The 14,106-nt window shown below is 72.0% G+C and carries 14 protein-coding genes and 1 pseudogene; 10 read left to right on the top strand and 5 right to left on the bottom strand.

Annotated features, from left to right (window positions below; all coding sequences use genetic code 11):
* From ABD665_RS19500 to ABD665_RS19460, 9 genes and pseudogenes are all read left to right on the top strand, one after another.
* Window positions 1-138, top strand: a pseudogene (locus ABD665_RS19500) (erythritol/L-threitol dehydrogenase); the annotation flags it as partial.
* Window positions 135-1,010 (top strand): triose-phosphate isomerase, encoded by an 876-nt coding sequence (locus ABD665_RS19495; protein ID WP_204911286.1) that lies wholly within the window; start codon window positions 135-137, stop codon window positions 1,008-1,010. The pseudogene ABD665_RS19500 and the gene ABD665_RS19495, both read left to right, overlap by 4 nt.
* Window positions 1,010-1,690, top strand: coding sequence for a DUF2291 family protein (locus tag ABD665_RS19490; protein ID WP_204911285.1), 681 nt, complete (start codon window positions 1,010-1,012; stop codon window positions 1,688-1,690). Before ABD665_RS19495 ends, ABD665_RS19490 begins: the two co-directional genes overlap by 1 nt.
* A complete protein-coding gene (locus ABD665_RS19485; RefSeq protein ID WP_204911284.1) occupies window positions 1,690-3,348 on the top strand; it encodes an ATP-binding cassette domain-containing protein in 1,659 nt (552 codons plus the stop codon). Before ABD665_RS19490 ends, ABD665_RS19485 begins: the two co-directional genes overlap by 1 nt.
* On the top strand, window positions 3,345-4,469 hold the full coding sequence (locus ABD665_RS19480) for an ABC transporter permease subunit (protein WP_204911283.1): 1,125 nt from the start codon (window positions 3,345-3,347) through the stop codon (window positions 4,467-4,469). The genes ABD665_RS19485 and ABD665_RS19480 overlap by 4 nt, the downstream gene beginning before the upstream one ends.
* A gap of 62 nt (window positions 4,470-4,531) precedes the next feature.
* Entirely contained in the window at window positions 4,532-5,533 is a 1,002-nt protein-coding gene (locus ABD665_RS19475; protein WP_204911282.1) for a substrate-binding domain-containing protein, read from the top strand.
* A 76-nt stretch (window positions 5,534-5,609) separates the two neighbouring features.
* Window positions 5,610-7,349 (top strand): dihydroxyacetone kinase family protein, encoded by a 1,740-nt coding sequence (locus tag ABD665_RS19470; RefSeq protein WP_204911281.1) that lies wholly within the window; start codon window positions 5,610-5,612, stop codon window positions 7,347-7,349.
* 103 nt (window positions 7,350-7,452) lie between these two features.
* On the top strand, window positions 7,453-7,929 hold the full coding sequence (locus ABD665_RS19465) for a ribose-5-phosphate isomerase (protein WP_204911280.1): 477 nt from the start codon (window positions 7,453-7,455) through the stop codon (window positions 7,927-7,929).
* A 23-nt stretch (window positions 7,930-7,952) separates the two neighbouring features.
* The gene (locus tag ABD665_RS19460) at window positions 7,953-8,690 is read left to right on the top strand and encodes an HAD-IA family hydrolase (RefSeq protein WP_204911279.1); all 738 of its coding nucleotides are present in this window, start codon (window positions 7,953-7,955) and stop codon (window positions 8,688-8,690) included.
* A 95-nt stretch (window positions 8,691-8,785) separates the two neighbouring features.
* On the opposite strand, the gene ABD665_RS19455 is transcribed toward ABD665_RS19460, so the two are convergent.
* The 5 genes from ABD665_RS19455 to ABD665_RS19435 form a co-directional block, all read right to left on the bottom strand.
* Window positions 8,786-9,061, bottom strand: coding sequence for a hypothetical protein (locus ABD665_RS19455; protein ID WP_204911278.1), 276 nt, complete (start codon window positions 9,059-9,061; stop codon window positions 8,786-8,788).
* 140 nt (window positions 9,062-9,201) lie between these two features.
* Complete coding sequence (locus ABD665_RS19450) at window positions 9,202-10,632, bottom strand: extracellular solute-binding protein (protein WP_204911277.1); 1,431 nt, start codon at window positions 10,630-10,632, stop codon at window positions 9,202-9,204.
* Entirely contained in the window at window positions 10,629-11,531 is a 903-nt protein-coding gene (locus ABD665_RS19445) for an ABC transporter permease subunit (RefSeq protein ID WP_204911276.1), read from the bottom strand. The genes ABD665_RS19450 and ABD665_RS19445 overlap by 4 nt, the downstream gene beginning before the upstream one ends.
* Entirely contained in the window at window positions 11,531-12,472 is a 942-nt protein-coding gene (locus tag ABD665_RS19440) for a carbohydrate ABC transporter permease (RefSeq protein WP_344742809.1), read from the bottom strand. Before ABD665_RS19440 ends, ABD665_RS19445 begins: the two co-directional genes overlap by 1 nt.
* Window positions 12,473-12,683: 211 nt before the next feature.
* A complete protein-coding gene (locus ABD665_RS19435) occupies window positions 12,684-13,040 on the bottom strand; it encodes a VOC family protein (RefSeq protein WP_204911275.1) in 357 nt (118 codons plus the stop codon).
* A gap of 143 nt (window positions 13,041-13,183) precedes the next feature.
* Between ABD665_RS19435 and ABD665_RS19430 the strand changes: the two genes are divergently transcribed.
* Window positions 13,184-14,065: an EamA family transporter gene (locus ABD665_RS19430; protein WP_204911274.1), complete on the top strand. Its 882-nt coding sequence runs from the start codon at window positions 13,184-13,186 to the stop codon at window positions 14,063-14,065.
* Window positions 14,066-14,106: the final 41 nt, after the last annotated feature.

Below are 14,106 nucleotides of genomic sequence, written 5' to 3'. Positions count from 1 at the left end.
GCCATCCGCCTCATCGAGTCCGGCGCGCTGCCCATGGACGACATCTGCAGCCACCAGCTCCCCCTCACCGACTTCCAGCGCGGCCTCGACCTCGTCGCCAGCGGCAAGGAATCCATCAAGGTCACGCTGATCCCGTGAACGCCTCGTCCACCCGGACGGCCGACGGCGTCGCCGACCCGTCCACCCGCTCCGCGCCCACGGAGCCGCGCCCGGTCTGGCTGGGCACCAGCTGGAAGATGACCAAGACGCTCGCGGAGGCGCGTGCGTACGTCGAGGGCCTCGGGCCCGCGACCGTGCCCGACGGTGTCGTCGCCTTCCTGCTCCCCCCGCTCACGGCGTTGCACGTCGTGCGGGCGACCCTGCCGCAGGGGTCGCCCGTGCTCGTCGGGGTGCAGAACGCGCACTGGGCGCCGGACGGCGCCGTGACCGGCGAGGTCTCCATGCACCAGGTGCGCGACGCCGGCGCGCAGGTCGTCGAGATCGGCCACTCGGAGCGGCGCGACGGGCTCGGCGAGACGGACGAGACGGTCGCGGCCAAGGTCGCCGCGGCGCTCGACCAGCAGCTCGTCCCGCTGGTCTGCGTCGGCGAGCCCTGGTCGGTCCGGTCGGAGGGACGCGCGGAGGAGCACGTCGCCGACCAGGTCCGCCGGGCCCTGGCGCACGTCGCCCCGGAGGACCTGTCACGGGTCGTCGTCGCGTACGAGCCGGTCTGGGCGATCGGCGCCGGCGGCCGGGCCGCGACCCCCGGGGACGTGGTCGGGGTGCTCGGCCGGATCCACGCGACCGTCGCCGCCCTGGCGCCCGGGGCACGGCTGCGCGGCCTCCTCTACGGCGGCAGCGTGAGCACCGGCAACGCCGACGACCTCCTGGCGCTCGGCGAGCTCGACGGCCTGTTCGTCGGCCGGGCCGCCTGGACCGCCGACGGGTTCACCGCGCTCCTCGCGTCCGCCGGCCGGGCGGCCGCCGAGCGCCGCCACCTGTCCCCCACCCCCGCGCAGAGGAGCCGTTGATGGCCACGGTCAAGACCGCCACCCCCACCCGCCGGTTCTCCACGAGCCGGGTCGTCGGAGCCGTCGTGCTCGTCGCGCTGGTCGTGGCGATGGTCCTCAGCACCAAGTTCCTGACGCCAGCCGAGCTGTCGACGATCGCCCCCAAGCCGTTCGACCCCGTCGCGACCGCCCAGGACCTCTACGGCCGGGCGCAGACGCAGATCCCCGGCGACGCCGCCGACCTGGGCAAGGTCGTGCCGGCCTTCCAGTCGGACCCGCGGAGCGCGGCCGACACCTACAAGGCCGTGTCGCCGAGCGAGAACGCCTACGTCTTCGACGTGAAGGCGACCGGCACCGTCGTCGAGGCCACCGACGCCTCGCTGCGGCTCAAGGTCGACGGCGTGCCGGGCCAGACGGTGGTCCTCGTGCCCCTCACGACCGCCGTGAACGGCAGCGTCCTGCGTGACGCGATGGGCTTCAAGTTCGCGGACGCCCCGGGTCAGACGCAGTACCAGTACGTCGCCGACGAGCTGAAGAAGCTGATGCTGTCCGACGTCCAGTCCTCGGTGCCGGACCCGGCGTCGCTGCAGGGCAAGAAGGTCGACGTCGTCGGCGTCGTCAGCGTGACCGCCACCGGCGGTTCGCCGGTGCCGCGGGCCAAGCCGGTCAACGTGCAGCCGCTGAGCATCAAGGCGGCGTGATGAGCACCGCGAGCACCGTGACGACGACCGCCGCCGACGACCGCGCCGGCGAGGTCGTCCTGAGGGCGATCGACATCAGCAAGACGTACGACGTCACCCGCGCCCTGAAGGGCGTCAACTTCGAGGTCCGGCGCGGCCAGGTGACGGTCCTCTTCGGGGAGAACGGCGCCGGGAAGTCGACGCTGATGAAGATCCTGTCGGGCGTCGAGAAGCCGACCGGCGGCCGGCTCGAGCTCGACGGCGAGGCCGTGGACCTCGCCTCGACCACCGACGCCGTCGACCGCGGGATCTCGATCATCCACCAGGAGCTGAACCTCTGCGCCAACCTCAGCGTCCGGGACAACATCTTCATCGGCCGCGAGCTGCGTTCGCGGACCGGCGGGATCGACTTCGCCCGCGAGGGCGAGATCACCCGCCGGCTGATGGAGCGGCTCGAGGAGCCCATCCGGCCGACCACCCTGGTCCAGGACCTGCGCGTCGGGCAGCAGCAGATCGTGGAGATCGCCCGGGCGCTGCAGACCGACACCCGGATCCTGATCATGGACGAGCCCACCTCCGCGCTCAGCGCGACCGAGGTCGAGGTGCTCTTCAAGGTCATCCGTGAGCTGACCAGCCAGGGCGTGGCGATCGTCTACATCTCCCACCACCTCGAGGAGGCGATCGAGATCGCCGACCACGCCGTCGTCTTCCGCGACGGCGAGCTGGTGGCGACCGAGGAGGCCGCGAACATCGACCTCTCGTGGGTCGTGCGCCAGATGGTCGGCCGTGAGGCGGACTACGACTTCCGCGACGCACCCCGCGAGTACGGCGACGTCGCCCTGTCGCTGCAGAACGTCACCGTCGCCGAGCTCGACACCGGCCGCGTGGCGGTCAACGACGTCTCGCTCGACGTCCGGGAGGGCGAGATCGTCTGCCTCTACGGGCTCATGGGCGCCGGCCGGACCGAGCTGATGGAGGCCGTCGCCGGCCGCGACCCGATCTCCGGCGGGCGCATCCTGCTCGGCGGGACGGACCTCGGCACCACCAGCGTCAAGGACCGGATCGCCCTCGGCCTCGGCCTGGTCCCCGAGGACCGGCAGCGGGACGGGCTCGTGCAGATGATGAGCGTCGGCGCGAACATGTCGCTCGCGAGCCTGCTGTCGACGGTCAAGAACCTCTTCATCCAGCGCCGGCCGGAGCGGGCGAACATCGAGAAGGAGATCGCCGAGGTCCGGGTCAAGACCTCCGGGCCGAACGCGCTGATCACGTCGCTGTCCGGCGGGAACCAGCAGAAGGTCGTCATCGGCAAGATGCTGCTGACCGCACCCAAGGTGCTGCTGCTCGACGAGCCGACCCGCGGCATCGACGTCGGGGCCAAGGGCGAGATCTTCTCGCTGCTGTTCCGCGAGGCCCAGAAGGGCCTGGCCGTCCTCTACGTCACCTCCGAGGTCGGCGAGGCCCTGACGGCGTCGCACCGCATCGTCGTGATGAGCCGCGGGCGCTTCGTGCGCGAGCTCGACCCGCGCACGTGCACCCGGGACGAGGTGATGGCGGCGTCCGGCGAGCACGAGCCCGCCGACGACGTCCCGCACGGCGGGACTGCCGCCGACCGCCCCGGTGGGTCCCCCACCGGCACCGTCCCCACCGCCGTCAACGCTGACCGAAACGGAGCGTCATGAGCACCACGAGCACCGCGCCTGCCCCGCAGGCCGCCGGGCCGACCCCGGCCGGCACCCCGGCCCGGGGGTCGTTCAACCTGAACTCGGTCCTCGTCGAGGGGCGGGCCCTGATCGCCCTGCTGATCATCATCGCGATCTTCGCGGTGCTGAGCGACAACTACCTGACGGCCGGCAACCTCACCACCATCACCAAGCAGGTGGCGTTCAACGCCATCGTCGCGCTCGGGATGCTGCTGGTGATCCTCAACGGCGGCATCGACCTCTCGGTCGGCTCCACGGTGGGCCTCACCGCCGCGGTGGCCGGCACCCTGTTCCGCGGGCTGAACCTCCCGCTGACCGAGGCGATCATGTTCCCCCAGGTCTGGGTGATCGTGGTGCTCTCCGTCGCGGTCGGGATGCTGGTGGGCTGGGTCAACGGGTTGTTGATAGCCCGGCTCAACCTCGCACCCTTCATCACGACGCTCGGCATGCTCTACGTCGCCCGGGGCCTCACCGAGGTCCTGCTGAACGGGCAGAACATCACCAACGAGCTCAGCGGGCAGCCCTACCTCAACAACACCGGCTTCTTCACGGTCTTCGCGAGCCGCCCGCTCGGCCTGCCGATCTCTGCCTGGGTGATGATCCTCTTCGCGGTCGTCTTCTCGATCGTGCTGACCCGCACGCCCTTCGGACGCTGGCTGTACGCGACCGGCAGCAACGAGCGCGCCGCCCAGCTCTCCGGCGTGCCGGTGAAGCGGATCCGCACCCGGATCTACGTCCTCTCCGGGCTGTGCGCCGGCGTGGTCGGGATCCTGCAGATGGCCAACATCAGCTCCTCCACCGCCGACCTCGGCACCTACTACGAGCTGAACGCCATCGCGGCGGTCGTCATCGGCGGTGCCGCGCTCTCCGGCGGCCGCGGCACGGTGCGCGGCACGATCATCGGCGCCTTCGTCATCGGCTTCCTCGCCAACGGCCTCGTGATCGTCGGGGTCTCCCCCTTCTGGCAGAAGGTGATCACCGGAGCCGTGATCATCCTCGCCGTCGCCGTCGACCAGATCCAGCAGATCATCGGCCGGCGCCGCAACGCCCGCCGAGCCGTCGCCGCGGTCCGCCAGGGCAGCGCCACCAAGACCGGCTGACCTTCCTTCCATCACCCCGTCCAGCCACCCACCCACCCCGTACGCCACCGAAAGGAACACTGATGTTCAACCTCCGCCGGAGCGGTCCCCTGCTGACCGCCGCCGCCCTCATGGTCACCCTCGCCGCCTGCGGCGGTGGCGGTGACGCCCAGCCCGCCGCCTCCGCGAGCGGCAGCGCGGGAGGTGGCGCCGCGGGCGGCACCATCGCGATCATCACCGTCGACCCGAGCAACCCGTACTGGAAGGCCGAGGCCGACACGGCCCAGGCCGCGGTGACCAAGCTCGGCTACAAGGCCACGGTGTCGGCCAACAACAACGACCCCGAGACCCAGAACCAGCTGATCGAGACCGCGATCAACGACAAGGTCGCCGGCATCCTGCTCGACCCGGCCGGCGCCGACGAGAGCGTCGCGGCCGTGCAGAAGGCGGTCGACGCCAAGATCCCGGTCGTCCTCATCAACGCCGAGATCTCCAAGACGGGCCTGGCCAAGGCGCAGATCGTGTCGAACAACGCGCAGGGCGCCGGTCTCGGCGCGGAGGCGTGGGCCGAGGCCATGGACTACAAGGGCACCTACGTCGAGCTGTTCGGCAAGCCCAGCGACAACAACGCGCAGGTCCGATCCGACGGCTACAAGTCGGTCATCTCGCAGTACCCCGACCTGAAGAGCGTGGGCATGGAGATCGCCAACTGGGACCGCCAGCAGGGCCAGGAGAAGATGGAGTCCCTGCTGAGCAAGAACCCCGACGTCAAGGGCGTCATCGCCGGCAACGACGAGATGGCCCTGGGCGCGATCAACGCGCTCAAGGAGAAGGGCAAGCTCGACCAGGTCAAGGTGCTGGGCTTCGACGGCAACCAGGACGCGGTCGACGCGGTCAAGAAGGGCGAGATGGTGGCCACGGTCCTCCAGCCCATCGTGGAGGGCACGAACAAGGCCATCACCGAGCTGGACGGCGTCATCAAGAATGGTCAGACGGGGGTGCCCGACGAGAAGCAGGCGCTGGACTGCACCCTGATCAACAAGGACAACGCCGCTCAGGTGAACAACTTCCAGCTGAGCAGCTAGTCCGAGCCGGAGGTCCCGGGCCCACGGGCCCGGGACCTCCACCCGCCCTGTCCCGCCGTCGTCCCAGGAGCTCCGCATGACCCACGTCTACGACGACCCCGCCGCCTTCAAGGACGACGTCCTCGTCGGCTTCGCCGCCGCCTACCCCACCTACGTCCAGCGGGTGCCCGAGGCCTCGGGCTTCGTCCGGGCCGGCGGACCCCTCGAGGGCAAGGTCAGCCTGGTCCTCGGCGGCGGGTCGGGGCACTACCCCTCGTACAGCGGCACGGTCGGGACCGGCTTCGCCGACGGCGCGGTGCTCGGCGACCTCTTCGCCTCCCCCTCCGCCGAGCAGGTCTACCGGGTCTGCAGGGCCGCCCACGGTGGCGCCGGGCTCGTGATGGGCTTCGGCAACTACGCGGGCGACCGCCTCAACTTCAAGGTCGCCGCCGACCGGCTCGAGGCCGAGGGCATCGACGTGCGGATCGTCTGGGTCACCGACGACATCGCCTCGGCCTCGGCCGACGAGCAGGCCAAGCGCCGCGGCATCGCCGGCACGTTCACCGTCTACAAGGTCGCGGGCGCGGCCGCCGAGGCCGGCCTCGACCTCGACGGGGTCGAGCGCGTGATGGCCAAGGCCAACGCCGCCACGTACTCCTTCGGCGTCGCGTTCGACGGCTGCACCATGCCGGGCGCCGGCGAGCCGCTCTTCCACGTCGAACCCGGGCAGATGGACTTCGGGCTCGGGATCCACGGCGAGCCCGGCATCACCTCCGACGCCTGGATGCCGGCCCCGGCCCTCGCGGCCCGGCTGGTCGACACGGTCCTGGCCGAGCGCCCCGCCGACGCCGACGGGCGCGCGGCGGTGCTCGTGAACGGTCTCGGTGCGACGAAGTACGAGGAGCTGTTCGTCCTCTTCGCCCACGTCGCCCCGCTGCTGGAGAAGGCGGGCGTCACGCTCGTGCAGCCCGAGGTCGGGGAGCTGGTGACCAGCCTCGACATGGCCGGGTGCTCGCTCTCGGTCACCTGGCTCGACGACGAGCTCGAGGAGCTCTGGACCGCCCCGGCCGACACCCCCGCCTACCGCCGCGGCACCCCGGTGACCAGCGACCGGTTCACCGAACGTCGCGAGGTCACCCGCGAGACCACGCAGAGCGCGGTCGCCGAGGCGAGCGAGGAGTCCCGTCGGGCCGCCGAGGTCGCCCGTCGCGCCGTCGCCGCCCTCAGCGCGACCGTCGAGGAGCACAAGGACGAGCTCGGCCGCCTCGACGCCGTCGCCGGCGACGGCGACCACGGCATCGGCATGTCGCGCGGGGCGAAGGCGGCAACCGAGGCGGCCGACACGGCGGCCGAGGCCGGCGCCGGGGTCCGGTCGCTGCTCGCGGCGGCCGGCTCGGCCTTCGGCGACAAGGCCGGCGGCACCAGCGGCATCCTCTGGGGCCTGCTCCTCGACGGGGTCGGGCAGCAGCTGGGCGACGAGGACGCGGTCACCGACGAGGCGGCCGCGCACGCGGTGCAGGCGTCCACGACCCGGCTGCAGGAGTTCAGCAAGGCCAGCCTCGGCGACAAGACGATGCTCGACGCGCTGTTCCCCTTCGTCGACGCCCTCGTCGGCGCCGTCGACGGCGGGACCCCGCTCGCGCAGGCGTGGCGCGACGCCGCGACGACCGCCACCGAGGCCGCGCAGGCGACGGCGTCCCTCACGCCGAAGATCGGCCGGGCCCGCCCGCTCGCCGAGCGCAGCGTCGGCACGCCCGACCCCGGCGCGATCTCCCTCGCCCTGATCGTCACGGCGATCGGCGACGTCCTCGCCGACGGCCCGTCCTCCCCCGCCTGACGGCCGCTCCCCGCCCGACCGCGCCGCCCGACCGCGCCAGACTGGACGTCGGCCGGGCACCCCCGACCACCTCGGACCGACCACGTACGAAGAGAGGCTCACCATGGCTGACGGCATCCGTCTGCTGCTCGGCGGCGACAGCGCCGGCTACCACTACAAGGACGCGATCCTGGCGGACGCCCGCGAGGACCCCCGCGTCGCGAGCGTCGAGGACCTCGGCGTGAACGAGAGCGACCCCAAGGCGGGCACCTACCCGTCCGTCGCGATCGCCGCGGCGACCAAGATCATGGCCGGCGAGGCCGACCGCGCGATCCTCGTCTGCGGCACCGGCATCGGCGTCTCCATCGCCGCGAACAAGGTCAAGGGCATCCGCGCGACGGTGGCCCACGACTCGTTCAGCGTGGAGCGCTCGATCCTGTCGAACGACTGCCAGATCCTGACCATGGGCGAGCGGGTGATCGGCCTGGAGCTGGCCCGGCGCCTCGCCAAGGAGTGGCTCGGCTACGCCTTCGACCCGAGCAGCCACTCCAAGGCCAACGTGGACGAGATCGTCGACTACGAGGGCGCACCGAGCGACTGAGGCCAGAGCCTAGGATCCCCGTCGTGCCCACCCCCGAGGTCGACCGGCTGCGCACGGCCCGGGTCGTGCTCTGCGACGCCGACGGCAACCTCTTCCCCTCCGAGGAGCCGGCCTTCGTCGCCTCGGTCGAGGTGACGAACCGCTTCCTCGCCGAGCACGGCGTGCACCGCCGCTACGGCGCGGAGGAGCTGCGTCTGGCCGTGACCGGGATGAGCTACCGCGTCGTCCTGGCCACGCTCGCGCGCGAGCACGGCCTGCCCACGCCCGCCCCGGCGGAGCTCGAGGAGTGGGTGCGGCAGGAGAAGGTCGCCGTGACCGCGCACCTGCGCCGGGAGCTCCGGCCCGACCCCGACGTGCTGGGCCCGCTCACCGAGCTGGCCGGGCACCGCGGGCTCGCGGCGGTGAGCTCGAGCGCGGACGACCGGATCGCCGCGTGCTTCGAGGTGACCGGCATGGCCGGCTGGTTCCCACCCGAGCGGCGGTTCAGCGCGGAGGACTCGCTGCCCGTCCCGACGAGCAAGCCGGACCCCGCGATCTACCTCTACGCGCTGCACGCCCTCGGGCTGCCGGCGACCGAGGCCGTCGCGGTCGAGGACTCGGGCACGGGCGCGACCTCCGCGGTTGCCGCCGGCATCCCGACGATCGGCAACCTGCAGTTCGTGCAGCCCGCCGAGCGCAAGGAGCGCCGGCAGGTGCTCACCGACGTGGGCGTCACCGCGATCGTGGAGACCTGGGCCGAGGTCGTCGACCTGCTCGGCTGACCAGCCGGACCGCGATGCCGCTCCCGAGTGCGCGCGAACCGCGGGGACACGCCGGTGGGTCACGCGTTCTGCGCGCACTCGCCGGTCGAAGGGGCCTAGACCGCGGCGGAGACGTCGTGGCAGGTGTCGCGGTCGCTGCCGTGGCTGGGGTGGCGGTGGCGCCGGCGGGTGTAGACGAGCGCGCCGCAGGTGCAGGCGACCCAGTCGCAGCGCGGGTTGGCGCAGTGGTGGCTGAGGGTGTCGACGTTGGTGCAGTGCGGGCAGGCCCGCAGGAGCGTCCCGTCGTGGCGGGTCGGGCGTGCGTCACCCGCGAACGGCAGCGGCAGGGTCAGGCGCAGCCACCGCATCCCGAGCGAGCCCATGCCGATCATGCGGACGGCCGGTGGGAGAGGGGCAGGGGCACGGCAGGACTTCCTCGAGGCGCGGACAGGCCCGACACCGCCTCGTCGCCGCGTCGTACGCGGCCAGTTACCCCGGTTCCTCCGAACCGAATCCGGTCAGGTGCCCCCGCTCAGCCGCCGACGGACTCGTTGTAGCTGGCGACGGACTCGGCCACGTTCTCCTGGACCTTGACCAGCGACGTCCTCGCGTCCTTGCCGATCAGCGCCCGCTCCAGCCCGTCCTCGAGCGCCTTGCGCATCTGCGGCATCGGGCCCGCCGCGCAGCCCGTCGTGGCCGGGGAGACCTGCGTCCTGTTCAGCGAGTCGATCGCGACCGTGAACAGCGGGTTGGCCGCCACGAACTCCTTGTCGACGGGCTCGTCGAGCGCCTTGCTGGTGACCGGGAAGTAGCCGGTCTGCGTGTGCCAGACGGCCTGCGAGTCGGGCTGCGCGAGGAACTTCGCCAGCTCCCAGGCCGCCTCCTTCTCCGCCTCGCTGTGCCCGGGGCCGGAGATCCACAGGCTGCCGCCGCCGATGGACGGGCCGTTGCCGGGCTTCTCCGTCCCGGAGACGACCGGGTAGGGCGCGGCCCCGAGCTCGAACTTGCCCTTGGCGGCCGTGGTGAAGCCCTTGACCTGCCCGGTCGACTCCAGCGTCATCGCCGTCTGCCCGGCCTTGAACGCGTCCTGGGCGTCCTTGGTCACCCGCCCGGTGTTCACGGCGAGCCCGTCGGCGACCATCTTCTGCCACCACTCGACGGCCTCGGTGATCGTGGGCCCCGACATGTTCGCCGCGGTCACGCGCTGCCCAGTACGCCCGTTCCCGGCGTTGCAGAACTCCTCGCCGTTCGTGGCGGCGAACTGCTCCAGGAACCAGCCGTAGATCGCCGCGCCGAAGCCGTACGCGACCGGCCCGCCGTTGACCTTGCTGAGCTTCTCCGCCGCGGCCCGGATCTCGGCCAGGTTCTGCGGGGGCTTGTCGGGGTCGAGTCCGGCCGCCTTGAAGGCGGTCTTGTTGTAGTACAGCAGCGGGACGGAGCTGTTCAGCGGCATCGACCACTGGGTGCCGCCGACGGTGTAGGTGCCGGCGATGTTCTTCTGGATCGCGCCGAGGTCGTAGCCGTCGCGCTTCGCGAACCCGGCGATCGGCACCACCTCCTGCGAGTCGACCATGAACTGCGTGCCGATGTCGTAGATCTGGATGATCGACGGCGTCGTGCTCGACTGCACCGACGCCTTGTACTTGGTGATCGCGGTGTCGTAGTCGCCCTGGAAGATCGGCTCGACGACGACCTTGCCGGCGTGCGCCGCGTTGAACCTGGCGACCAGGCTGTTCAGCGCCACGCCGTTGCTGGCGTCCATGGAGTGCCAGAAGGTGACCCTGGTGATCCCCGGCGCCGCCTCGAGGGCGTCCGCGGCGGGCACGTCGAGGTTGCCCTCGGGTCGGCTGCCCCCGCAGCCGGCCACGGTCACGAGCAGCAGGACGCCGAGCCCGGCGAGCAGCCGGCGGGCCGCGAGGCCGCGGCGACCACGTACGGGGCGGGCGGAGGTGAGCGCGCTCATCGGCCCGACCCCGCCGTCAGCCCGCGGACGATGAAGCGTTGGCCGAAGAGGACGAGCGCCAGGGTCGGCAGCAGCGCCAGCACCACGCCGGCGAGCACCATGCCGGGGTCGTTCGCGTCGACCGACTGCAGCTGGGCGATGCCGATCTGGATGGTCTGGTTCTCGGGCGCCTGCGTGATCAGCAGCGGCCAGAAGTACATGTTCCAGGCCGAGAGGAACGACCAGACGCCGAGCGCCGCGATCGTCGGGCGGGTCAGCGGCACGAGGATCCGCCAGAGGAAGCCGAAGGTGCTCACCCCGTCGACGCGCGCGGCGTCCCGCAGCTCCATCGGGAAGGTGAGGAAGGCCTGGCGCAGCAGGAACACACCGAACCCGGCCGCGAGGTAGGGCAGGGCGAGGGCGGCGATGGTGTTGATCAACCCGAGCTCGGCCATGGCCAGGTAGTTCGGGATGATGATCGCCTCCCAGGGGATCATCATCGTGCTGAGCAGCAGGGCGAACCAGAAGCGGCGTCCGCGCAGCCGCAGGAACACCAGCGCGTACGCCGCCAGCACGCTCGTGACCAGCTGGCCGAGCACGACGAGCACGGCGACGGCGGCCGAGTTCAGGTACTGCCGGGCGAGCGGGATGACCTCGAGCGCGTTCGCGTAGTTCTCGGCGACGAAGCCGCCGAGCGGCCACAGGTGCGGCGGGAAGGTGTTGATGTCGCTCGGGCTCATGAAGCTGCCGACGAACCCGTAGTAGACGGGGAACAGCAGCACGACGAAGAGCAGGCCCAGGAGCACGTAGTTCAGCACGCGGCCGCCGCGCGGGCGGTGGCCGGAACCCCCGGACGAGGACGGGGAACGCCGCGCCCCGGGTCGTGCCGCGGTGGGCAGAGGAGAGGTGACGGTCGCCATCAGGAGTAGAAGACCTTCCGCTGGAGGAAGCCGAACTGGAAGGCCGTGATGGCCAGCACCACGATCAGCAGCACGATGGCCTGCGCCGAGCCGGCGCCGAAGTTCGAGTTGTTGTTCGCGAAGGCGACGTCGTAGATCGAGTAGACGAGCGTCTGGGTCGAGCGGTCCGGCCCGCCGCGCGTCAGGATGTGGATCTGGCCGAAGCTCTGCAGCGCCTGCACGGTCCCCGTCACCGCGAGGAAGAACAGCTGCGGGCTGATCAGCGGCAGCACCACCCCGGTCTGGAGCCGCAGGCCCGAGGCGCCGTCGAGCCGGGCCGCCTCGAGGACGTCGTCGGGCACGGCGCCGAGCCCGGCCGAGAGCACGAGCAGGTTGTAGCCGACCTGCATCCACACCGAGGTGGCCGCGACCGCGAGCAGCGCGGTCGAGGGTTCCGTGAGCCAGCCGACCGGGGCGACGCCGACGTACGAGAGCAGGCCGTTGATCACGCCGGTGGCCGGGTTGAGCATCACGCCGAAGACGACGGCGGCCGTGGCCACGGAGAAGGCGAACGGCAGCGCGAAGGCGGTGCGGAAGAACCGCACCGCGCGGATCCGCTCCTGCAGCAGCAGCGCCAGCACGAGCCCGATCAGGATGCTCGGGATCACCGTCAGCAGCGTGAAGCCGAGCGTCACCAGGAGGGTCTTGCCGAAGCCCGGGTCGGTGAAGAGGTTCGTGTAGTGCTCCACCCCGACGAAGCCGCGCGGCCGGCCGAAGAGGTCGCTGCGCTGGAACGAGAGGTAGACCGAGCGGCCCAGCGGGAAGAAGAAGAACGCCACGAAGACGATCAGCGCGGGCACCAGGTAGAGCACCGCGCCCCACGAACCCGGTTCGCGCCGCGAGCGCACCCGGGTCTCGTCCGCGGAGGTGACGAGCGCCGACGGGGCGGCGGTCGCGGTCACGTCTCCGCCTGGGACGGGAGTGACTGCATTTGTGTGAGGGGCAGCACAGGCCGGACGTTACACCGGGGACATCTCGTGGCCCGGAGCACGACACCCGGCGTTCAGGCCCCGTTCACGGCGCGGCCGGGTCCGACGCGCCGGCCGCCCCTCGGACGCGCGAAGGACCGCGAGGCCGGAGCCCCGCGGCCCTCCGGCCGAACCATCCCGTACGTCAGTCCTGCGGCGGCGCGTACAGCTGGAGGTCGTTGCCCTCGGTGTCCTTGAACGGCGCGATGCGGCCCCACGGGTGGTCGCTGATGCCGCCGGCGAACTCGACGCCGAGGCCCTGCAGGCGCGCGACCTCGTCGTCGATGGTGCCCTCCGGCGTGAACGTGATGACCGCCCCGCCGTCGGCGTGCGCCGCGGTCCCCTCGCGGGCGTTCAGCCCGATGGTCAGGTTGCCCGCGTCGACCTCGCTCCACTCGGGCGTCTCCTTGCCCACCTCCAGGCGCAGGGTCTCGCCGTAGAAGGCCTTCGCCCGGTCCATGTCGTCCACGGGCACCCACACGGTCGCTACTGACTTCGCCACGCGTTCCTCCTCGATCGGATTTCTGTCTCCTCCTACGTACCCGCGATCCCCGGCCGCACTCCTGAACTTCCCGCCGTCTGACCACCGCATAGGTGGTCGGACAGCGGAACGTTCTCGGTCGACGCCTCCCCTAGCCTGAGCCGGTGCTGTTCGTCGTTCTCGCCGGGCTCTCCGGCCTTGTTTGGGGGGTCGGCGACTTCGCCGGCGGCAAGGCGACGCAGCGGGCCGACGCGCTGCGGGTCGTCTGGCTGAGCAAGCTCGCGAGCCTGCCGCTCCTGGCGCTCTACCTGGTCCTCCTGCCCACGGGCGCGGACCTCGGCGGTCTCGCCTGGGGCGCGCTGGCGGGGCTCTTCGGCGCCGTCGGGGTGATCGTCTTCTACCGCGCGCTGTCGGCCGGGGCGATGACGGTGGTCGCGCCCGTGGCGTCGGTGACCTCCGCGGCGATCCCGGTCGTCGTCGGCCTGGCCTCCGGCGAGCGTCCGAGCCCGGTGGCGCTGGCCGGAGTGACGTGCGCGCTCGTCGCCATCGCGCTGGTCAGCCTCGCTCCCCCGCGGCCGGGCGTGGTCTCGGTCGTCACCGGCCGGCTCGTCGGGCAGGCCGTCCTGGCCGGGGTCGGGTTCGCGCTCTTCTTCGTCCTCCTCGCCCGCGCGAACGTCGCGGCCGGTGGCGACGCCGGGCTGTGGCCGGTCGGCAGCGCCCAGCTCGCCGCCCTCGTCCTCACCGGCCTCCTGGTCCTCGTCGCCCGGGCCCGGAGCAGGGACGCGGGGGGCGGGAGCTGGCCCCGCGGCTGGTCCCTGGTCTGGACGGCGGTCGCCGGGCCCTTCGACATGACGGCCAACGCGCTCTACCTGGTCGCCACCCGGTACGGCGACCTGAGCCTCGTCGCCCCGCTCGCCGCGCTCTACCCGGTGACGACGGTGCTGCTCGCCCTGGCCGTCGACCGGGAGCGGCTGCGGCCCCTGCAGGTCGTCGGTCTGGTGCTGGCCCTCGCGGCGCTGCTGCTGGTCAGCGGGCCGTTAGGCTGAGCACGGCAGGCCACGGGGCACCCCGCGGCGCGACGACCCGG

It is taken from the genome of Microlunatus spumicola (assembly GCF_039536445.1).
In the GTDB taxonomy this organism is placed as follows: Bacteria; Actinomycetota; Actinomycetes; order Propionibacteriales; family Propionibacteriaceae; genus Microlunatus; species Microlunatus spumicola.
Note: the sequence above shows the minus strand (reverse complement) of the source record. Positions and strands in the feature narration are given on the sequence as shown.

Bases quoted from the DNA above. Each gene is read 5' to 3' on its own strand.
- ABD665_RS19490 (WP_204911285.1), top strand. From the start codon at position 1,010: ATGGCCACGGTCAAGACCGCCACCCCCACCCGCCGGTTCTCCACGAGC.
- ABD665_RS19485 (WP_204911284.1), top strand. From the start codon at position 1,690: ATGAGCACCGCGAGCACCGTGACGACGACCGCCGCCGACGACCGCGCC.
- ABD665_RS19480 (WP_204911283.1), top strand. From the start codon at position 3,345: ATGAGCACCACGAGCACCGCGCCTGCCCCGCAGGCCGCCGGGCCGACC.
- ABD665_RS19475 (WP_204911282.1), top strand. From the start codon at position 4,532: ATGTTCAACCTCCGCCGGAGCGGTCCCCTGCTGACCGCCGCCGCCCTC.
- ABD665_RS19470 (WP_204911281.1), top strand. From the start codon at position 5,610: ATGACCCACGTCTACGACGACCCCGCCGCCTTCAAGGACGACGTCCTC.
- ABD665_RS19465 (WP_204911280.1), top strand. From the start codon at position 7,453: ATGGCTGACGGCATCCGTCTGCTGCTCGGCGGCGACAGCGCCGGCTAC.
- ABD665_RS19455 (WP_204911278.1), bottom strand. From the start codon at position 9,061: ATGATCGGCATGGGCTCGCTCGGGATGCGGTGGCTGCGCCTGACCCTG.
- ABD665_RS19450 (WP_204911277.1), bottom strand. From the start codon at position 10,632: ATGAGCGCGCTCACCTCCGCCCGCCCCGTACGTGGTCGCCGCGGCCTC.
- ABD665_RS19445 (WP_204911276.1), bottom strand. From the start codon at position 11,531: ATGGCGACCGTCACCTCTCCTCTGCCCACCGCGGCACGACCCGGGGCG.